This window comes from Vibrio sp. JC009, from assembly GCF_029016485.1.
Taxonomy (GTDB): domain Bacteria; phylum Pseudomonadota; class Gammaproteobacteria; order Enterobacterales; family Vibrionaceae; genus Vibrio.
Genome location: NZ_CP092106.1, coordinates 1,549,840 through 1,570,497, shown reverse-complemented (window position 1 = coordinate 1,570,497; position 20,658 = coordinate 1,549,840). Strand labels below are relative to the sequence as shown.

At 45.9% G+C, this 20,658-nt stretch carries 15 protein-coding genes; 9 read left to right on the top strand and 6 right to left on the bottom strand.

What is annotated here, in order from left to right:
• Nucleotides 1-206: 206 nt before the first annotated feature.
• From pepN to proQ, 4 genes are all read right to left on the bottom strand, one after another.
• The gene (gene pepN, locus L3Q72_RS07165) at nt 207-2,813 is read right to left on the bottom strand and encodes an aminopeptidase N (RefSeq protein WP_275131963.1); all 2,607 of its coding nucleotides are present in this window, start codon (nt 2,811-2,813) and stop codon (nt 207-209) included.
• 147 nt (nt 2,814-2,960) lie between these two features.
• A complete protein-coding gene (locus tag L3Q72_RS07160; protein ID WP_275131962.1) occupies nt 2,961-3,623 on the bottom strand; it encodes a lipocalin family protein in 663 nt (220 codons plus the stop codon).
• A 141-nt stretch (nt 3,624-3,764) separates the two neighbouring features.
• Complete coding sequence (prc, locus tag L3Q72_RS07155; protein ID WP_275131961.1) at nt 3,765-5,759, bottom strand: carboxy terminal-processing peptidase; 1,995 nt, start codon at nt 5,757-5,759, stop codon at nt 3,765-3,767.
• Between the two features lie 17 nt (nt 5,760-5,776).
• A complete protein-coding gene (gene proQ / locus L3Q72_RS07150; protein WP_275131960.1) occupies nt 5,777-6,418 on the bottom strand; it encodes an RNA chaperone ProQ in 642 nt (213 codons plus the stop codon).
• A gap of 265 nt (nt 6,419-6,683) precedes the next feature.
• On the opposite strand from proQ, the gene L3Q72_RS07145 reads away from it, so the two are divergent.
• From L3Q72_RS07145 to rsmF, 3 genes are all read left to right on the top strand, one after another.
• A complete protein-coding gene (locus tag L3Q72_RS07145; RefSeq protein ID WP_275131959.1) occupies nt 6,684-7,988 on the top strand; it encodes a paraquat-inducible protein A in 1,305 nt (434 codons plus the stop codon).
• On the top strand, nt 7,981-10,620 hold the full coding sequence (locus L3Q72_RS07140) for an MlaD family protein (RefSeq protein ID WP_275131958.1): 2,640 nt from the start codon (nt 7,981-7,983) through the stop codon (nt 10,618-10,620). The genes L3Q72_RS07145 and L3Q72_RS07140 overlap by 8 nt, the downstream gene beginning before the upstream one ends.
• Nucleotides 10,621-10,699: 79 nt before the next feature.
• Entirely contained in the window at nt 10,700-12,127 is a 1,428-nt protein-coding gene (rsmF, locus tag L3Q72_RS07135) for a 16S rRNA (cytosine(1407)-C(5))-methyltransferase RsmF (protein ID WP_275131957.1), read from the top strand.
• Nucleotides 12,128-12,281: 154 nt separating this feature from the next.
• Here rsmF and L3Q72_RS07130 read toward each other — a convergent pair whose 3' ends face one another.
• On the bottom strand, nt 12,282-13,115 hold the full coding sequence (locus L3Q72_RS07130) for a S1-like domain-containing RNA-binding protein (protein WP_275131956.1): 834 nt from the start codon (nt 13,113-13,115) through the stop codon (nt 12,282-12,284).
• Nucleotides 13,116-13,308: 193 nt separating this feature from the next.
• On the opposite strand from L3Q72_RS07130, the gene L3Q72_RS07125 reads away from it, so the two are divergent.
• Both L3Q72_RS07125 and L3Q72_RS07120 read left to right on the top strand, forming a co-directional pair.
• The gene (locus L3Q72_RS07125) at nt 13,309-14,361 is read left to right on the top strand and encodes a 3-deoxy-7-phosphoheptulonate synthase (protein WP_275131955.1); all 1,053 of its coding nucleotides are present in this window, start codon (nt 13,309-13,311) and stop codon (nt 14,359-14,361) included.
• Between the two features lie 14 nt (nt 14,362-14,375).
• Entirely contained in the window at nt 14,376-14,858 is a 483-nt protein-coding gene (locus L3Q72_RS07120; RefSeq protein ID WP_275131954.1) for a YajQ family cyclic di-GMP-binding protein, read from the top strand.
• Between the two features lie 143 nt (nt 14,859-15,001).
• On the opposite strand, the gene L3Q72_RS07115 is transcribed toward L3Q72_RS07120, so the two are convergent.
• Nucleotides 15,002-15,946, bottom strand: coding sequence for an NAD(P)-dependent oxidoreductase (locus tag L3Q72_RS07115; protein WP_275131953.1), 945 nt, complete (start codon nt 15,944-15,946; stop codon nt 15,002-15,004).
• A gap of 448 nt (nt 15,947-16,394) precedes the next feature.
• Here L3Q72_RS07115 and L3Q72_RS07110 point away from each other — a divergent pair, with 448 nt between their 5' ends.
• The 4 genes from L3Q72_RS07110 to L3Q72_RS07095 all read left to right on the top strand — a co-directional run bounded on the left by L3Q72_RS07110 (nt 16,395) and on the right by L3Q72_RS07095 (nt 20,600).
• Complete coding sequence (locus L3Q72_RS07110) at nt 16,395-17,423, top strand: amino acid ABC transporter substrate-binding protein (RefSeq protein WP_275131952.1); 1,029 nt, start codon at nt 16,395-16,397, stop codon at nt 17,421-17,423.
• A 74-nt stretch (nt 17,424-17,497) separates the two neighbouring features.
• Nucleotides 17,498-18,730 carry an amino acid ABC transporter permease gene (locus L3Q72_RS07105; RefSeq protein WP_275131951.1) on the top strand — a complete coding sequence of 411 codons (1,233 nt, stop codon included), beginning with the start codon at nt 17,498-17,500 and terminating at the stop codon, nt 18,728-18,730.
• Between the two features lies 1 nt (nt 18,731).
• Entirely contained in the window at nt 18,732-19,829 is a 1,098-nt protein-coding gene (locus L3Q72_RS07100) for an amino acid ABC transporter permease (protein WP_275131950.1), read from the top strand.
• A 21-nt stretch (nt 19,830-19,850) separates the two neighbouring features.
• The gene (locus tag L3Q72_RS07095; protein WP_275131949.1) at nt 19,851-20,600 is read left to right on the top strand and encodes an amino acid ABC transporter ATP-binding protein; all 750 of its coding nucleotides are present in this window, start codon (nt 19,851-19,853) and stop codon (nt 20,598-20,600) included.
• Nucleotides 20,601-20,658: the final 58 nt, after the last annotated feature.

Below are 20,658 nucleotides of genomic sequence, written 5' to 3'. Positions count from 1 at the left end.
GGTTGCAGGTTGCAGGTTGCAGGTTGCAGGTTGCAGGTTGCAGGTTGCAGGTTGCAGGTTGCAGGTTGCAGGTTGCAGGTTGCAGGTTGCAGGTTGCAGGTTGCAGGTTGCAGGTTAAAAATTACAATTTATGCTGGTAATGTCAACACTTAAAACCTTTTTCCTGCCACCTTTTACCTGTAGGACAAAGTCCGTCCTGTTACCTATTAAGACTCCAACGCCTTAGTCACTTTCTCATAAAGATCCTTCGCCAGATTATCCATCCCGGCCAGTTTCTCCAGTTCCTTACGCATTAGTGCTTGACGATCTTCATCGTAATTACGGTATTTCAGCAGAGGATCAATCAGGCGTGATGCCACCTGAGGGTTGCTTTCGTTCATCTCTTTTAGGATCTCACCTGCGAACTCATAGCCCGAACCGTCTTTTGCGTGGAAATGCACCGGGTTGTTAGCAAGGAAAGAGCCAATCAGGCTGCGGGTTCTGTTTGGATTTTTCAGGCTGAACGCCGGGTGCTGCATGGTTGCTTTCACCACTTCAAGTGCATTTGATGCAGGGCTTGTGCCCTGAAGCGCAAACCACTTGTCCATTACCAGACCATCTTCAGTCCATTTATCGCTAAAGTCTTTAAGCAGATCTTCACGGCAAACAAGTTCTGACTGGTTTGCCGCGCTCATTGCCGCCATGGTATCTGTCATATTATTCGCGGTTTTATACTGCGCATTGACCAGATCATTGCCGTTTTCAAGACAGGCCAGATAGCTCAGGCAACGGTTACGCAATGCCCTTTTACCGATTGCCGCATGCTCAATGGAATAATCCTGCTGAGCCAGAACTGCATAGGTTGCTGCCAGCTCATCTTCCAGACTTTTAGCCATTGCAAGTTTGACAGATTTCAGCACGCTATCAATGGCATCCACATCGACCGGTTTAAACCAGCCGGAGACTTCATTGAAACTTGGCAGAGAAAGTACTTCCGCAACAAAAGCAGGTTCCAGATCCTGATTCAGCAACAGACCACGGAATGCATCCAGTACTGAGTCAGACATCTCAAACGCTTTACCGGACTGTACATTTGCAACATTCGCTTTAATGTACTTGGCCAGCAGCATCTGACTTGCATCCCAGCGGGCAAATTCATTTCTGGCGTGAACCATCAGGAACATCAGCTCCTGGTCGGAATATTCATACTCCAGTTTAACCGGAGCAGAAAACTCACGAAGCAGTGAAACGACCGGCTTTTCCTGAATATTTTCAAATACAAAGCGCTCTTCTTCCGCCTTAATATCCAGTACATTCGCTACATCTTTACCATTACAGCGTAACTCAAATACTTCGCCGTTCGGACTATATAGCTCAACATCTAGCGGAATATGCAGAGCAAGTTTCTCTTCCTGATCCTGAGTTGGCGCGGTTGACTGACTTACATTCAGAGTAAATGTCTTTGCCTTTTCATCATAGTTTCCGTCAACCTTCAGCGTCGGCGTTCCGGACTGGCTGTACCAACGACTGAACTGAGACAGGTCGACACCTGATGCATCCTGCATTGCAGCAACAAAGTCATCACAGGTTGCGGCGGTTCCATCGTGCCTTTCGAAATATAGCTTCATGCCCTTCTGGAAATTTTCTTCTCCAAGAAGTGTGTGCATCATGCGAATAACTTCACTGCCCTTTTCATACACGGTAAGCGTGTAGAAATTATTCATTTCAATCACTTTATCCGGGCGGATCGGATGCGACATAGGGCTGGCATCTTCAGCAAACTGAGGGCCGCGAATAATGCGGACATTGTTGATGCGGTTTACCGCTCGAGAACCCAGGTCTGAGGAAAATTCCTGATCGCGGAATACGGTCAAACCTTCTTTCAGGCTAAGCTGGAACCAGTCGCGACAGGTAACCCGGTTGCCGGTCCAGTTGTGGAAATATTCATGGCCGATCACCGCTTCAATGCCCAGATAATCCGTATCGGTTGCGGTTTTTTCATTGGCAAGAACAAACTTAGAGTTGAAAACATTCAGGCCTTTGTTTTCCATTGCTCCCATATTAAAGAAGTCAACGGCAACTATCATATAGATATCCAGATCGTACTCCAGACCAAAGCGCTCTTCGTCCCACTTCATTGAGTTAATCAGTGAAACCATGGCGTGATTAGCTCTGTTCAGGTTGCCTTTATCAACAAATATTTCAAGCTCAACATTGCGGCCTGACTGAGTGACATACTTATCTTTCAGTACATCAAAGTCGCCGGCAACCAGAGCAAACAGATAAGCCGGTTTCGGATGCGGATCTTCCCACTTAACAAAGTGTCTGCCGTTTTCAAGCTCACCTTGTTCAATGCGGTTACCATTACTTAGCAGGTAAGGATACTCTGATTTATCTGCGATCACCTTTGAAGTAAATTTCGCCAGCACATCAGGGCGGTCCAGATAATAGGTGATACGGCGGAAACCTTCTGCCTCGCATTGCGTGCAGTATGCACCCCCAGATTTATACAAACCTTCAAGCGCACTGTTTTCCTGCGGATTAACTTCGGTGATAATTTCTAAATCAAACTTCTCAGGTAGATTGCTTATTGAAAGCTTACCTTCACTCTCTTCATATTCTGACCACAGCTGTCCATCGATTTTCACCGATACCAGTTTTAGCTGCTCACCATCCAGTAGCAGTGTATTACTTTCTTTTAACTGAACCACTTTTGACAGCGCAGTTACTTTGGTCTGGGTATCATCTAAATCAAAAGTCAGGTCGATATGCGTAATGGTGTGATTTGGTGACTGATAGTCTTTACGATATTTGGCTTGAGGATTCGTAGACATTTTCTAATCCTTTTATTCTGCAGAGCGGCTATTTTGATCTCATTTAGCAGAAGACAACCGGACCAAAATACCTAAATAAAAAAGAGAGGTGCATTTTCTGCACCTCAATGGACCTAACATATCATAAGTAAAGGAAATTTGTTGCTGCTATTTTACCCTGTTAAGCACCGCCAGCATGTCAAAGTTGTCACTTTGCAGGGTTAACTTATCGTTCTGAACTGAGTATCTGGAATCTTGCTCGCCATTCTCGTACATAAGTACAAGGTGGTCATGTTCATAATAGAAAATACCTTCGTGGACCACATGCTCACCACTGCTGGATTCAACGGTAAATGAGAACAGAAAATCAGGTTGCAGCGTCAGCGCCATATGGGCAACATCACTGGCAAGAATATCATCCCCCATGATCGCCTCACTGCTCCAGCTACCCACAAGATTCTCCGGCAAGCCCTTCATAAAGGTAATCCCGTTTAGTACAAGCTGGTTATGATTCACCATATAGTCGTACTCTTGCGGGGTATCACTGTCCAGACCCAGAATTAAAGTATTGTTGCTGGCCGAGTACAAGCCTTCCCATTGCTCGATACTCAAATCGGTTTTCTGTATTTCAATAAAAAAGGTGTAATTTGAAATTATCGCCAGCCGGATAGTCAGAAAATCCTGATCTTCAACATTTGGATACGGATTGACTAAATACCAGTTCCCCAATATAAACGGGTAGTCAAATGATGTTAGATCGCCTTTATTCCTTAGCTCCGAACTTGCTACCTGCAGCGATATACACGCCATCAATAAAACAAGCCATCTCATAACAGATCCCTCTCACTTTTCTTTAAGCTTAGGTACTGTTTTGAAATAACGCGAAATTAATTAACATAAATAACACTATTAGTTAACAACAAAAGGCGAGCATAATGCTCGCCTTTCTCACAAAATCAGAATAAAAATCTACTATTTTGAAATCATGTCAACCATGATTCTGACAGACTCGTTAAGGTAAGCATCAGGTGCTTCGTAATCCTTTGGCAGATCTTCAATAGATTTATACTCGTCCTGGTTGTTCACTTTCTGTCTGATATTAATCCGAGCCAGGCGCTCAGACTCCAGCTCGTCACTCTCTTTTTTACGGATCTCTTCATTCAGTGAAAGCGTCTTATCATCTTTTTCAGCTCTGTATTTTTCAATATCCTGCTGAATAAACTGAAATTCAAGATCATCCGCTATACGGGTTTTGTGCTTACCATCCAGCATTTTGATCTGTTGAGCACGTTCCATCAACTTAGCGTATTTTGCTTTATCGATGCTGTCCCAAGGCAGTGCATTATCTTCCACACTCTCGCCAGTTTCTGAAGGTTCAATCGCTGTCGGGTATGCAATATCCGGAACTACGCCTTTATTCTGAGTACTGCCACCATCAATTCGGTAAAACTTCTGAATGGTGTACTGAACATAGCCCAGCTCTTTATCGAACAGATCATAAATGTGGTTTAGCGAGCGGTGCTGCTGAACCGTCCCCTTACCAAAAGAATTTTCACCAAGAACAACGGCGCGGCCATAATCCTGCATCGCTGCGGCAAAAATCTCAGAAGCAGAAGCACTGTAGCGGTTCTGAAGAACAGCCATTGGTCCCTGATAGCTGACTTTACCGTCAGTATCGCTGTTTACATTCACGCGACCATAGCTGTCACGTACCTGCACAACCGGACCACTCTCAATAAACAGACCAGACAAAGCGGTGGCTTCGGTTAGCGCACCACCACCGTTATTTCTAAGATCAACAATAATGCCGTCAACTTTATCCGCTTTAAGCTGAGAAAGAAGTTTATCGGTATCTTTAGACAAGCCTACATAGAAACTTGGTACTTCAAGCACACCAATTTTCTTACCGTCCTGCTCGATGATCTCGGACTTAACCGCTCTGTCTTCTAAGCGAACTTTGTCACGAACAATTGTGACAGTGTGACTTTTAGCATCCTTTCCTTCCGGAAGGATCTCAAGCGTCACCTTAGTTCCCTTAGGACCTTTAATCAGTTGCACAACATCATCAAGACGCCAGCCGATAATATCGACAACCTCTTCATTATCTTGGGCAACACCGATAATACGGTCACCTTCTGAAAGCTGTTTGCTCTTCGATGCCGGACCACCAGCAACCAGTGAACGAATCACGGTATAATCGTCATTGATCTGCAAAACGGCACCAATCCCTTCGAGAGACAGGTTCATTTCAGACTGGAACTGCTCTGCATTACGCGGAGAGAGATAGCTGGTATGCGGATCCACTTCACGGGCAAAGGCGTTCATGTAGACCTGAAACGCATCTTCACTATGAGATTGCGTCAGCCGCTTAATCGCATTGTTGTAACGCTTTTCAAGCGTCTCTTTGATCTCAGCCCACTCTTTCCCGGCAAGCTTCAAACTAAGTGCGTCATACTTAACGCGCTTGCGCCATAACTCATTCAGCTCATCGATATCTTTAGGCCATGCAGATTCCGAACGATCCAGCTCAATGCTTTCATCCACATCAAAACGGATTTCCTTGTCCAGAAGCGTTAAAGCGTAAACATACCGCTCGTATCTTCTCTGCATAGACAAGTTGTACAGATCAAAGGCTATCTGGTTATTTCCGTTTTTTAGCTGTTCATCCAGTTGGGTTGACCACTTTTCGATATAGTCGATATCAGACTGAGTAAAAATATTCCGGTTGAAATCCAGCATTTCCAGAAAGCGTGCAAACACGGCTTTGGAAAAATCGTCATTCAGATTGAAATGTTTATAGTGAGAACGGGTAAATCGGGAGGTAACTCTTTTGCTCGCCGTTTCATGCTGTACTTCAGGAGCCAGAGTTGGGAGGTCTTCTTTAGAGATTTTAGCTTCTAAAGCGTTTGCAGAAGCTGCCAGCGTTAAGCTGACAGCAACAAATATAGATTTTAAACGGCATTTCATGCGTAGGATTATCTCCTTTATGCGCGCAGGTGCTCCACTTTCACAACCATTTGCAAGCCGTTGCTTAGCTGCACGCGCACATCATCCTTATTAAGTTCAACTATCGTTGCGGCCATGTTGCCTTTGCCCATGTTCACGTTAACTGCTTTGCCGACAGCAAGTTCATCAGCATTCAGGGCTCTGGTTTCCGTTACCACTTTCTTAGTGTTTGTATTTGGTTTTTGTTGCTTATTTGGCTTAGCACGGCGTGGCTGCTGTGGCTTTTTCGATTTAGGCTTAGTTTTGCCTTCTTCACGAGCCTTTTCAGCCTGCTCTTTACGGCGAGCCTGAACACGCGCTTTGCTCTCTGCAAGAGCGGTCTGTGCGTGATCAATGTGTTCCTGCTCAAGTTCACCACATTCATTGCCGTCAAGGTCAACTCGTACTGCACCAGGCTTTACACCATGAAGATAACGCCATGAAGAGGTATATTGTCTAAGCGCCGCTCTAAGCTGAGTTTTGCTCACCTTAGGATCTTCAGCCAAACGCTCTGCTAGATCTTGAAAAATACCAATCTTAAGCGGTTTTGCCTCACCTTCTAGAGTAAAGCAGTTAGGGAAACATTCAGCAATATATGCAATCACTTCTTTGCTGTTTTTTAACTTTTCGGTGTTTTCCATGAGGATTCCTGGTTAGTGCGGCCTTTTTCCGCCAATCAATCTGATAAATATCTGGGCTATTATAGTGACATGCTTGTGAAAAACCACAGTCAATCTTGATTTTGTTGCCTGTTAGCATGCGAATTGACCAGCTTTTCTGTTTTATTAACTTCGAATCTATGACTATTAGCGGGGTTTTACAAGTAAATCTTTATAAAGCATAGAATTAATTCTTTAATATTATTGCCACTTTTCAATTGGTTAAATTTACTCTATAAATGACATTATGAGTAAAAAGCAGACGAAACATACCAGAGCGTCCCCTCTTCTATTCCACCGGGTAAGTGGAGTACAGCTGTGTCGCGGATGTGAGTTACCGATAGAGACAAAAACACTTCCCACAGGTAAGAGTGCCTATTGCCCGCAATGCAATATGAAACTTTATCGCGGAGGTAAACAGCCGCTGTCCGGTAATCTGGCTATTGCTATTACCTGTCTGTTTCTCTTTGTGCCTTCTCATTTTTTCCCTTTTATCAGCATACGCCTGTTTGGGGTAATGATTCCGGCCACCTTACCTTCGGGCACTTTTACTCTGATAGAAGAGGGATTTGTGCTGCTCGGTCTTTTAATTTTTTTCTGCAGTACGCTGGCACCCTTATTAGTCTGCATGGCAGTCATCACTGCGCATTGCGCATTACACTATCGCAAATTTAAGCCCTTCCAGCTTGCTCTGAATGTCATTCAGAAGTTAAAACACTGGATGATGCTGGATGTTTTTCTGGTCAGTATCGCAATCTCCTGTTTCAAACTTCAGGATTATTCCGATATTTTTGTCGGCACAGGATTAGCAGGACTGGTTCTGCTGCAATTATTCACCCTGATGTTAGTTTCCAGAGTCAATATCCGCCGTTACTGGGAAACCTGGCAGCAAGAGAGTCAATACCACTTTTCAAAAAAAACCGTCCACTGCTACCAATGTCATTTATCCCAGCCGGAAGGAGAAGTGTGTGTACGCTGCAAGCATAAGCTAACACACAGAAAGCCCCGTTCTCTGCAAAAAAGCTGGGCCTATCTGATAGCCGCTACTATCTGTTTTTTCCCGGCTAACCTCTATTCCATCTCTATCTTATTTTCCAATGGTCAGCGGTTAGAAGACACCATCCTTTCCGGGGTAGCCTCTCTTATCACCAGTAATATGCATGGTATTGCTCTGATCATTTTTGTCGCCAGTATTTTAGTTCCAGCTGCCAAGATAGTCGGGCTGGGTTACATTCTGGTCAGCATTTTCTTTAATCAGAGCAGCATGAAAAAACAGCGCATGGTTATCTATTTTGTAATCAAATGGATAGGCAAGTGGTCGGTTATGGATCTGTTTGTTATTTCGATTATGATGACCTTAGTAGACCGTGGTCAAATTTTGGACTTTACCCCCGGATACGGAGCCGTCGCTTTTGGTATGGTAGTGGTTTTAACCATGCTGGCGACAGATAATTTTGACCCCAGATTAATCTGGGACATTGCGGAAAAATCCAGTCATAAGGATAAATCCGGCTTAAAACCAACAGTTGTAAACGAGTTGAGCAATGAGTGAAACGGAACGAAAGCAGAAATCTTATTCACCTAAAGTCAAAAAAGACTTTGGTATTTCCCCTCTCTGGATACTGCCACTGGTCACGATTGCTTTGGCCGGATGGCTGGTTGTAAAAGCTATCAATGATTCCGGCCAGCGCATTCAGATCTATTTTTCCGATGCTCAGGGCCTGGTAGCCGGCCGGACAACGATTCAATATCAGGGCCTTGAAGTAGGCATGGTAAAAAATATCTCACTGGCTCCGGATCTTACCAGCATCTATGTTGATGCCGATATTTACCCTCAGGCCACCCAACTGCTTGGCGATAATACCCGCTTCTGGCTGGTTAAGCCTGTTGCCAGTATTTCCGGCATTTCCGGTCTTGACGCTCTGGTGTCGGGTAACTATATCTCCATTGACCCCGGCGAAAAAACAGACAGTGACGAGCTAAAAACCGAGTATGTCGCATTGGACGGCCGCCCCAGCGATCTTCAGGCAGAAGAAGGGCTGAACGTTACGCTTATTTCTAAAAATCTGGGCTCTATCTCCGTTGGCTCCCAGATTATTTACAAAAAAATCCCTATTGGTGAAGTCTTTAGCTACAGCCTTGATGAAGAGGCAAATAATGTTTTAATCAAGGCTTATATTAAGAACGACTTTGCCCATATTATTACCGATAAAAGCCGCTTCTGGAATGTCAGTGGTGTGGGTGCAAATATCGGGTTTGATGGTATTGATGTTCACTTTGAAAGCCTGAGTGCTATGCTAGTCGGGGCAATCGCTGTGGATTCTCCCGATGGTGGGGAGGCTATCGAGCAAGATCGTTTGTTTAAGCTCTATCCTGATCTGAAAACCGCCGGACGTGGTATCCCGATTGAAATCAAGCTTCCGGATAACAGCGGTATCAGCCCCAATGGTGGCCCTATTATGTACCGTGGCCTGAGAATTGGTGAAGTCAATAAGCTTTCATTGAGTGAAGAGCGCGACCATATTATCGCATCTGCCGCTATTCAGCCTGCGTTTGTGGATATTCTGACAACCCGGACAAAATTTATTTTAGAAGAAGCCGAAATTTCCGTATCGGGTGTGGAGAATATCGCCAACCTGGTTAAAGGAAATTTCCTGTCTGTCATTCCTGGCGAGGGTGAGCAATCACGACAGTTTACAGTGATTAAAAAGAAAGAACTGTTAAGCCAGCAACCTCACTCTGTCACTATCACCCTCACTGGTGAAGACTCCTACGCAATATACGAAGGTGCTGAAGTTCTCTACCGGGGCATCCCTGTTGGCTCTATTACTAAGATTGCTCTTGCGGATGAAAAAGTGCAGTTCACACTGCTTATCGATGCGAAATACAGCCAGCTTATAAAAACCAACAACCGCTTCTACGTTACTGGCCTCTTCTCTGCCAGTATCGAAGAAGGCAGCCTGAATATCGATATGCCGCCAATGAAAAGGCTGGTTACTGAGTCCATCAGCTTTATCAGTGAAGGCAAACCCGGAGCCAAGCCTGTGTATCACCTGCACGGTAGCCGCTCCCTTGCCGAAATTGCACGCTACGATGAATCGGGAACACAAATCATCAGGCTATTCGCCAATGAGCTGCCTTCTGTCTCCAAAGGTGCTCCTCTGCTATACCGAAATATGAAAGTCGGTAAGATTTCAGGCTATAAACTGACTGCTAAGGGCGTGGATATTTCAGCTAAAATCGAAAAACGCTACCGGCATCTTATCAAGCCTGATACCGTATTCTGGAACCGCTCCGGTGTTGAAATCGATGCCAGCTTAAGTGGCATTCATGTAAAAGCCTCGCCATTACAGGCGATGATCAAAGGTGGTATCGCCTTTGATTCCATTCCGGGCATTGAAAATAAAATCAATAAGCGCTGGAAGCTGTACGCTGATTACAAGCAGGCAAGCAGATACGGCAAAGAGATTACCCTGCTCACAACCCAAAGTGCTCCGGTATCTGAAGGAACGCCAATCAAGTTCCAGGGCGTCAGTATCGGTGAGGTGTCACGTATTGTGCCTGACTTTGATAACAGCCGGATAGAAATCAAAGCCAGAATCATGCCTGAATATCTTTCAAGAATTGCTACCAGCAACAGTTATTTCTGGCTGGTATCCCCTGAAGTCGGCCTGAGTGGCATTAAAAACCTTGATACGCTGGTTGCCAACTATATCTCGGTAAAACCGAGAAAAGGCAAACCTCATTATGAGTTTGACCTTAACGAACATCCATTTAAGGCAAGCGGTGTAAGGTATATTCTGCAAAGCGAAAGCAGGGATTCCATCGAAGCCGGAACCCCGGTTCTTTTCCGCGATTTCGAAGTTGGACATGTCATTTCTGTAGAGCTTGGTACTTTCGCCGATCGCGTCATCACCACAATAGAAATAGACCACGACTACGCCTACCTGGTGCGTAAGAACTCGGTGTTTTGGAACACCTCAGGATTAAATGTCTCGCTTGGGTTATCCGGTGCAGAGATTAAAGCCGGCACAGTGGACAGCCTGATAAGAGGCGGAATTACCTTTGCCACCCCTGAAGGCTCCAGCCTTGCGCCTGTTGCTGAGGTCAACCGGTCATTCTATCTGCATTCTGAAGCTAAAGACGAGTGGAAAGAGTGGCGCACACCAATCCCAGGCAAATAAGAAGTGATCTTGTGGCTGCAATTTTCTGGTAATCGTATAGAATTGGGCGGAATTTTTTCTAGTTACCAGAGTAATTGCAGTGCACGAAAACATAAAACTGCCGGAAGGTTTTCTAACCCAAATTGAAGAAATCATGCCATCTCACCTGAGCATGGATGAGTTTATTGCCGCCTGTAAACGTCCCCTTCGCCGAAGCATCCGCGTAAACACGCTGAAGATTTCGGTGAATGACTTTCTTGCTAGAGCGGCAGAAAAAGGCTGGAAACTCACACCGGTTCCCTGGTGCGACACAGGTTTCTGGATCGAAAGGGATGAAAACGACACCACACCTCTGGGAAACACTGCCGAACATATGGCCGGCCTTTTCTATATTCAGGAAGCCAGCTCCATGATGCCTGTCACTGCTCTGCTATTTGAGCAGCAGGAAGCGTTCAATACGGTTCTTGACGTTGCTGCCGCACCAGGCTCGAAAACCACTCAGATTGCAGCGGCGATGAACAACAATGGCGCACTGGTTGCCAATGAGTTCTCTGCTAGCCGTATTAAAGGCCTTTATTCGAACATTCAGCGTTGCGGCGTCCGTAATGTTGCACTGACTAACTTCGACGGCAGGGTTTTTGGTGGCTGGCTGCCAGAGCAGTTTGATGCCATCTTATTAGACGCACCATGCTCCGGTGAAGGCACCATACGTAAAGATGCCGATGCCATGAACAACTGGAGCAAAGAGTCGATTCAGGAAATTGCGCACACCCAAAAAGATCTGATTGAAAGTGCCTTCCATGCCCTGAAGCCTGGCGGCGTTATAGTCTACTCAACCTGTACCCTGAACCTGGAGGAGAACCAGCAGGTTTGCCATCACATTAAAGAGAAGTTTGGTGACAAAGTAGAATTCGAAAGGCTTGATCAGCTGTTCCCGAACGCATCGGATGCCATTACCGAGGACGGTTTCCTGCATATCTATCCGCAAATCTTTGATAGCGAAGGCTTCTTTGTTGCCAGGATCAGAAAGCTGGCTTCGGATGAAGCACCAACGGTGAAAAAGCGTCTGGGTAAATTCCCGTTTGATAAAGCATCAAACAAAATAATGACTGATATTCAGTCTCAGCTAAATTCCACGCTTGGGATCTCGCTCCCAGAGTCAGCGGATATCTGGCTGCGGGACAATGAAGTCTGGCTGTTCCCTTCTGCCCTGCAGCCGATGATTGGCGAAATACGCTTTGACCGCATGGGCGTTAAACTGGCTGAGTCACACAAAAAAGGTTACCGCTGGCAGCACGAAGCTGTGATGGCCCTGGCTGACGGCAGTGAGGAAAAATCTGTTGAATTATCAATAGAGCAAGCACGCGAATGGTACATGGGCCGGGATATCCGCCCGGAAAACCTTAGCGGCAAAGGGGAAGTCATTATCAAGTTTGCCGGCGATATTATCGGCTTGGGTAAATGGGTTGGCAACAGAATTAAGAACGGCCTGCCAAGAGAGCTGGTAAGAGATGGCAACCTGTTTTAATAGAGCCTTAGCTCTATTAAAACGGTAACCTGGGCTTCGAAAGATGGGGAAAGACTGGCAAAGCCAAAAGTCTGTACTAAACTATCAATAATGATTAGCGCAGGCTCCTTCCGGAGCCTTTCCCCTAAGCCCGGCTCTACGCTGGGCTCTTTTTTTAGTTAAGACGGATACCCTCTTTTTCGATGGTAATCTTGCCGCTCTTATACAGTCCGCCAATCGTCTTCTTAAATGTCCCTTTACTGGTTCTGAAAACGGCGAAGATCGCTTCCGGAGCAGACTTATCATTTAACGGCAGAAATCCATCCTTTTTCTCCAGCATATCCAGAACCTTCTGGCTCAGATCGTCCATCTTAGCCGTACCGATTTTTTGCAGAGACAGGTCTATTTTGCCATCTTCACGGATATTCTTGATATAGCCCTTCAGGCGTTTACCGATAAACAGCTTTCCAAATACGTCAGAGCTGAAAATCATGCCCCAGTGCGCACCATTGATAATGGCTTTGTAGCCAAGGTCGCTTCTCTCAGCGACAATCAGATCCACCTGCTGGTTTTTCGTATAGTTTGCAGGCGTCTTATCCAGCAACTTATTAAACTTAGTGGTGCCCACGATCCGGCCGGATGCGCGGTCGGTATAAACGTAAACCAGAATCTCCTGACCCGCACGGAAACGGGCACGCTGCTCGCTAAACGGAACAAGAAGATCTTTCTTCTCAATGCCCCAGTTTACAAAAGCACCGGTTGCGTTAACGCCCTCAATCTTCATCAGGCCCCACTCACCCACCTGAGCAACAGGCTTTTCAGTGGTAGCGGTCAGTTGGCTGTCTGAATCGAAGTAAAGGAAAACATCCAGCTTATCGCCAGGCTTAACGTCCTCAGGAGCACGTTTATTAGGCAGCAAAACGCTACCGTAATCATCTGCATCCAGAAACAGCCCGAACTCTTCCTTTTTTACCACTTCCAGAGTATTAATTTGACCAACTTTAATCATCTACACACGTCTCATAGTTAAACCGGCGGTGATTATACGTTATCTGGGGGGTAGAGCAAAGCTTGTCCTGTCACCTATTACCTTTATAGACAACCGTTGCCTTTAAGATTAACTATTATCAACTAAACGAGTTTATTCCTTATGTGATTTCCGTTATCTTTACCGCTTCGAAATTACAAGAACAGGCGCGAACATGCCATTAAAAACAGACGAATTAAGAACTCAGCCGCTTGGCCCTATGCCGGCTCCGGCTGAGTTAGTTAACCAGCATCCGCTAACGGATGATGTTGCCGAACGAATTGAAGCCTCCCGTCGTCAGATTGAAGATATCCTGCTGGGAAAAGACGACAGACTATTAGTTATTGTTGGCCCCTGCTCTGTCCATGATACAGAGGCGGCTCTGGACTATGCCCACCGCCTGAGTGCGATACAGAAACAGTACAGTGACGAGCTGTTTATCGTTATGCGTACTTACTTTGAAAAGCCGCGCACCGTTGTTGGCTGGAAAGGCCTGATTACCGATCCCAATCTGGATGGTTCTTATGCGCTGGAAACCGGTCTGCTAAAAGCCCGTAAACTGCTTCTTGATATCAACAAGCTTGGCCTGGCAACGGCTACCGAGTTTCTGGATATGATCACAGGTCAGTACATTGCAGACTTAATCAGCTGGGGCGCTATTGGAGCCCGCACCACAGAGTCGCAAATTCACCGTGAAATGGCTTCTGCACTTTCCTGTCCGGTGGGCTTTAAAAACGGCACCAACGGCAATGTTAAGATAGCTACTGATGCCATTCGTGCTGCAAAGGCTTCTCATTACTTTTACTCACCGGATAAAAACGGCCGTATGACGGTATACCGCACAAGCGGCAACCCGTTTGGGCACGTTATCCTGCGTGGTGGTGATACAGGCCCGAATTATGATGCCACTTATGTCAGCGAAGCCTGTTCAAAGCTTGCGCAGTTCGATCTGCCGCAGCGCCTGGTTGTGGACTTTAGCCACGCAAACTGCCAGAAGCAGCACCGCAAACAACTGGAAGTAGCTGAAGATATCTGCAAACAGATCCGCTCAGGCAGCAAGTTTATCGCCGGCATTATGGCCGAAAGCTTTATTGAGGAAGGCAACCAGCCAATGACGGATATTTCAAATCTGAAATACGGTCAGTCCATCACAGATCCATGCCTGAGCTGGGAGCACACCGCAGAAATGCTGGATATGCTGTCTGCTGCAGTAAAAGAAAGCCGATAATAGGGAGAGAAAAGATGCCTTCATTTGATATTGTTTCTGAAGTCGATACGGTTGAACTAAGAAACTCAGTAGACAACTCCAACCGTGAGCTATCAACCCGCTTCGATTTCAGAAATGTTGATGCCAGTTTCGAACTTAATGGCGAAGTAGTAAAGCTGGGTGCTGAAGATGATTTTCAGCTTAAACAGATGATGGATATCCTGCGCAACAATCTGGCAAAACGCGGTGTTGATGCCAAAGCGATGGAAGTTAAAGACTCTGTTCACTCAGGTAAAAACTGGTATCAGGATGTGGAGTTTAAGCAGGGCATTGATACGCTGACGGCCAAAAAAGTCGTTAAGACGATTAAAGATGCGAAGATCAAAGTTCAGTCATCGATTCAGGGCGACAAGGTTCGCGTAAACGGCAAAAAGCGCGATGACCTGCAACAGGCGATTGCTTTGATTAAAGAGTCGGAACTGGGACAGCCGTTTCAGTTTAATAATTTTAGGGATTGATGTACCCGCACCGCCCGTATTGCTCTCGTTCCCACGCTCCAGCGTGGGAATGCATATCTAGGCATAATATGGCACGAAACACTTTCAGCTCCACCATACTCTAATCAGATGAAAAACAATGTTTTTGCTGATAACTGACAGCTCTACCCAACCACTTTCAATACCTGAACACCCTCAACAAACTCCGCCAGTTCCTCACTTCTCTCAACCTCCCCTTTTTGCATAAAAATGCAAATCGAGTTAACACTGTCTATCTCTGCTTTATCCAGTTTGTCTTTAAGATCGTGGACTGAATAGTACTCTCGTCGCTCTGCGTCCCTGCGGCATAAATCAATAAACTCGGGCGGGCAGGTTTTCGGGTGAAGAATAAGCTCCGCTTTCTGCATCAGGCGGAGCGCTTTGATTGATAACAGCTCCACATCACTGCCATATTCAATGGCATTAAGTGACATTGTCACTCTGTATTCATGATTTAACTGCTCTGTATATAATTGTGCTATTTTCTCTTTATTATCAGCCTGTTCTAACTCAGGCATAGCGAAGAACCGCTCCCAGAAAATCCGCCTTTCTTCTACTGTCGGAAAAGTTTTCTTTATTTCCTCTCTCTGCTCTTGTGCAAAGTCGGCCAGCACCGACACATTCTGCGGTAAAGCCGCTTCCAGACGCTCTCTTATATTTCTTACCAGCACAGGTGAACTGCCACCGCTGGAAATCCCTATCTGAATCCGGCCTCTGTTTACAATAGAGGGCGTAATAAAGTCACAATAGTCTTTATCATCGACAACATTGACCAGTATATTCCCGGCCTTCGCATCAGCATGCACCTGGTGGTTTAAATCAGAATCATCTGTGGTTGCCCAAACCTGAACAAAACCCTGCATATATTTACTGTCGTAGCGCTCCTTGACCCATTTACATTTTTTATCATCCACATAACTATGCAGTGTCTCTGTCAGCTCAGGGGAAACCAGAGTGATCTCAGCCCCTGCCCTGACAAGCGTTTCGACTTTGCGGGAAGCCACTTCGCCCCCGCCAACAACCAGTACAGGTTTACCTTTTAAATCCATATACAGAGGAAAATATTGCATCGCGTTCCTTACCTAAAATAATGAACTCTGGCACAGCGCACCAAAGGTGTGCACCTAAGTGGCGAGAATGACCAGGCTTCAATTTTTTACTATCAAATTTAAATACCGCATCTGTGTGATATTTTGTTTTGCACCACCAAATCAGGACTAAATAATGACTAATTCTTTTCCGACCTACTTTATGCTCTAAATCACCAAGGTGGTGCGATTTTGCACTATTTACACGGGAGCCAGTATTCGCCATCCTAGTAATCGTTCGGTTCTGATGATTTCACTGCATGTTCAATGATTTTAACGACATTTTACGAAATCAAAACACCGTACAGATAAATATTATAAGCCTTTATAAATGACTTTAGCACTTATCAAGGCTCTGCAAAACACAACAGATTACAAACATGTATCAGGTGTTACCTGGTTCAAAGTGGATACTACAGGAAGGATACAAATGGCGAATAAACTGACTATTATTGCTGCAGCTGTAGCAGCATCAACTGCTCTGATGTCTAACACGGCATCGGCAGCAGAAGGCACACTGGATAAAGTAATGAAAGAAGGCATGCTAACTTGTGGTGTGAGTACTTCTCTTGCTGGTTTCTCTATTCCAAATGAAAAAGGTGAATGGGAAGGTATCGACGTTGCTTACTGTCAGGCTCTGGCTTCTGCAGTTTTAGGTGATAAGACTAAAGTTAAATACGTTCCGCTGACAGCAAAAGAGCGCTTTACTGCACTTCAGTCAGGTGAGATTGATGTTCTTTCTCGTAACACAACCTGGACTCTGCACCGTGATACTTCACTGGGTCTGAACTTCGTAGGTGTAACTTACTACGATGGCCAGGGCTTTATGGTGAAGAAAGATCTTGGTATTAGCAGCGCTAAAGAACTGGATGGTGCATCGGTATGTGTTCAGTCTGGTACCACAACAGAGCTAAACCTTGCTGACTACTTCCGTGAAAACGGCATGTCTTACAAGCCGGTTGTATTTGACACAGCAGCACAGACTTCTTCAGGCTTCGACGCTGACCGTTGTGACGTACTAAGTACTGACCAGTCTGGTCTTTACGGCCTGCGCATAACACTGACAAACCCGGATTCAGCAATGGTTCTGCCGGAAATTATCTCTAAAGAGCCTCTTGGCCCGGTTGTGCGTCAGGGTGATGACCAGTGGTTCAACATCGCGAAGTGGACACTATCTGCAATGATAAACGCAGAAGAGTACGGCATCACTCAGGCAAACGCTGACCAGATGCTTAAATCTAAAGATCCAAACGTTAAGCGTATTCTTGGTGTAGACGGCCCTAAAGGTAAAGGCCTGGGTATCCGCGACGACTGGGGCTACCAGATTGTTAAGCAGGTTGGTAACTACGGCGAAGTATTTGAAGCTCAGGTGGGTGAAGGCTCTCCACTTAAAATCGCTCGCGGCGTGAACGCGCTATGGAGCAAAGGCGGCTTTATGTACGCTCCACCAATCCGTTAATTCATAACTGAATAAGTTAAATGTAAGGGCGGTAGATGCCGCCCTTTTTTTATGGATTTTGAGGTCATAGCTGTATGGAACTTACAACAAGATTAACACCAGATGGGGACGCCGAAACAGCCAAAAAGGCCATCGAAGACAAAGCGTCCAAAAGCGCAAACCTTCTTTATAATCCCACTTTTCGTGCTATCGCCTTTCAGGCTATCGCGATTCTTGCTCTGGTTTATTTCTTTTATAACATTATCAACAATACCCTGAGTAACCTGGATGCCCGTGGTATCGCAACGGGTTTTGACTTCCTGTCACAGGAAGCGGGCTTTGGGATTGGCCTGACGTTGATCGAATACGATGAAACCTTCTCATATGGCCATACCTTTGTGGTTGGTCTTCTTAATACCGTTCTGGTTTCATTTTTAGGTATTATTTTTGCCACTATTATCGGCTTTACCGTCGGTGTGGCAAGACTCTCTTCAAACTGGCTGGTTAGCCGTCTGGCTGCAGTCTATATCGAGACATTTCGAAATATCCCTCTGCTGCTTCAGATCTTCTTCTGGTATTTCGCCGTGCTGCAGGCTCTGCCATCGGCAAGACAGAGTATCAGCCTTGGTGAGGCAATATTTCTAAATGTTCGCGGTCTGTACTTCCCTGCTCCTGTATTTGAGCAAGGCAGTGATATTGTTATCGGCACTTTTCTGATCGGCATCATATTTACTGTCATTATCGGCTTCATTGCGAAGATGCGACAAAAAGAGACCGGGCAGCAGACTTCGATGCTGAAAGTCGGGCTTGGGCTGATTGTTCTGCTTCCCGCGATAGTTTACCTTCTGGCAGGCTCACCTATCTCTGGTGACTACCCTGTTCTGAAAGGATTTAACTTCAGAGGTGGTGTCAGCATTATCCCTGAGCTTGGTGCTCTGCTGCTTGCTCTTAGCATTTATACGGCATCTTTTATTGCCGAGATCGTGCGTTCAGGCATCAATGCTGTAAACCACGGCCAGACAGAAGCGGCTATGTCTCTTGGCCTGCCAAAGACAAAAACCCTTAGCCTGATTGTGATCCCTCAGGCGATGAGAATCATTATTCCACCATTAACCAGTCAGTTTCTGAACCTGACTAAAAACTCCTCTCTGGCGATGGCCATCGGCTATCCGGATCTGGTTTCTGTATTTGCAGGAACAACACTGAACCAGACAGGACAGGCAATCGAAATTATTGCCATGACCATGGGCGTTTATCTGACTCTGAGTCTTGTGACTTCATTTTTGATGAACATCTATAACCGTAAAGTAGCATTGGTGGAGAGATAAGATGAGAGTACATCAATTTCAGGAAGACCTTCCGCCACCGGCAAATACTGTGGGTATACCGGGATGGCTTCGTAAAAACCTGTTTAACAGCCCGCTAAACACGGCACTGACATTTGTTCTGGGCTATTTCGCATTCTCAATTGTATCGGCGCTGTTTGACTGGGCAATTTTAAATGCAGACTGGGTGGGAACAACCCGTGATGCCTGTACCCGTGAAGGCGCATGCTGGGTATTTATCAGCACACGCTGGACCCAGTTTATGTACGGCTTCTACCCGGAGGCGCAGCTATGGCGACCTCAGCTGTTCTTTGCCACTCTGGCTATTTTTGTTGCCGCACTGGTGTACGAGAAAACACCACAGCGTAAATGGATTGCTCTGTTCTTCCTGAACATCTACCCATTCATTATCGCAGCCCTTCTGTACGGTGGCTTCTTTGGACTGGAAGTGGTTGAGACGCATAAATGGGGCGGCCTGCTGGTTACGCTGATTATCGCTATTGTGGGCATCGTTGTATCACTGCCAATCGGTATTGCACTTGCGCTGAGTCGCCGCTCAGAAATGCCGATTATCCGCAGCATTTCCACTATCTATATCGAAGTATGGCGTGGCGTACCGCTGATTACCGTACTCTTTATGGCATCGGTAATGCTACCGCTGTTTCTGGCCGGCGGCTCGGAAACAGACAAGCTGCTTCGTGCTCTTATCGGTGTGGTTATGTTCAGTGCAGCTTATATGGCAGAAGTGGTTCGTGGCGGCCTTCAGGCGATTCCTAAGGGCCAGTACGAAGCGGCTGATGCGCTTGGCCTTGGCTACTGGCAGAAGATTCGCTTAATTATTTTACCTCAGGCTCTGAAGATCACGATTCCATCCATCGTAAACACCTTTATTGGCCTGTTTAAAGACACAAGTCTGGTTCTGATCATCGGTATGTTTGATGTACTGGGTATCGGACAGGCAGCAAACAACGATCCTAAGTGGTTAGGCTTTGCAATCGAAAGTTATGTATTTGTCGCGTTAGTGTTCTGGGTTTTCTGCTTTGGTATGTCGAGATACTCGATCTATCTGGAAAACAAACTTCACACCGGCCACAAACGTTAATAGAAGATTTAAGGACATATTATGACGCAGCAACTAGAACACGTAATCAAAATCAAAGATATGAACAAGTGGTACGGTGAGTTCCACGTGTTAAAAGACATCAACCTAAAGGTGAAAAAAGGCGAAAAGATCGTTATCTGTGGCCCTTCCGGCTCAGGTAAATCAACCATGATTCGCTGTATTAACCGCCTTGAAGAGCACCAGCGCGGCCATATTCTGGTTAACGGTCATGAGCTGACGGATGACCTGAAAGACATAGAGACAATCCGTAAAGACGTGGGTATGTGTTTCCAGCACTTTAATCTCTTCCCTCACCTGACTGTACTGGAGAACTGTACTCTGGCACCAATCTGGGTGAAGAAGATGCCGAAAGAAGAAGCTGAAGAGCTGGCAATGAAGTTCCTGGAACGGGTAAAGATCCCGCATCAGGCTGAAAAATACCCAGGCCAGTTATCCGGTGGTCAGCAACAGCGTGTGGCTATCGCCCGCTCACTGTGCATGAACCCGAACATCATGCTATTTGACGAGCCAACATCCGCGCTTGACCCGGAAATGGTTCGTGAAGTACTGGATGTAATGGTAGAGCTTGCCAACGAAGGTATGACCATGCTTTGTGTAACCCACGAAATGGGCTTTGCTAAAGAGGTGGCCGACAGAGTGATCTTTATGGATGCCGGTGAAATCATCGAAGAAAACGACCCAATCAACTTCTTCGAAAACCCACAATCTGATCGAACTCAAAACTTCTTAAGCCAGATCTTGAGTCATTAAGATTTTTATATAACAATCAGTTCTAAAGGCGGCATTGCCGCCTTTGCTATATTGGGTT

Bases quoted from the DNA above. Each gene is read 5' to 3' on its own strand.
- pepN (WP_275131963.1), bottom strand. From the start codon at position 2,813: ATGTCTACGAATCCTCAAGCCAAATATCGTAAAGACTATCAGTCACCA.
- L3Q72_RS07160 (WP_275131962.1), bottom strand. From the start codon at position 3,623: ATGAGATGGCTTGTTTTATTGATGGCGTGTATATCGCTGCAGGTAGCA.
- prc (WP_275131961.1), bottom strand. From the start codon at position 5,759: ATGAAATGCCGTTTAAAATCTATATTTGTTGCTGTCAGCTTAACGCTG.
- proQ (WP_275131960.1), bottom strand. From the start codon at position 6,418: ATGGAAAACACCGAAAAGTTAAAAAACAGCAAAGAAGTGATTGCATAT.
- L3Q72_RS07145 (WP_275131959.1), top strand. From the start codon at position 6,684: ATGAGTAAAAAGCAGACGAAACATACCAGAGCGTCCCCTCTTCTATTC.
- L3Q72_RS07140 (WP_275131958.1), top strand. From the start codon at position 7,981: ATGAGTGAAACGGAACGAAAGCAGAAATCTTATTCACCTAAAGTCAAA.
- L3Q72_RS07130 (WP_275131956.1), bottom strand. From the start codon at position 13,115: ATGATTAAAGTTGGTCAAATTAATACTCTGGAAGTGGTAAAAAAGGAA.
- L3Q72_RS07125 (WP_275131955.1), top strand. From the start codon at position 13,309: ATGCCATTAAAAACAGACGAATTAAGAACTCAGCCGCTTGGCCCTATG.
- L3Q72_RS07120 (WP_275131954.1), top strand. From the start codon at position 14,376: ATGCCTTCATTTGATATTGTTTCTGAAGTCGATACGGTTGAACTAAGA.
- L3Q72_RS07115 (WP_275131953.1), bottom strand. From the start codon at position 15,946: ATGCAATATTTTCCTCTGTATATGGATTTAAAAGGTAAACCTGTACTG.
- L3Q72_RS07110 (WP_275131952.1), top strand. From the start codon at position 16,395: ATGGCGAATAAACTGACTATTATTGCTGCAGCTGTAGCAGCATCAACT.
- L3Q72_RS07105 (WP_275131951.1), top strand. From the start codon at position 17,498: ATGGAACTTACAACAAGATTAACACCAGATGGGGACGCCGAAACAGCC.
- L3Q72_RS07100 (WP_275131950.1), top strand. From the start codon at position 18,732: ATGAGAGTACATCAATTTCAGGAAGACCTTCCGCCACCGGCAAATACT.
- L3Q72_RS07095 (WP_275131949.1), top strand. From the start codon at position 19,851: ATGACGCAGCAACTAGAACACGTAATCAAAATCAAAGATATGAACAAG.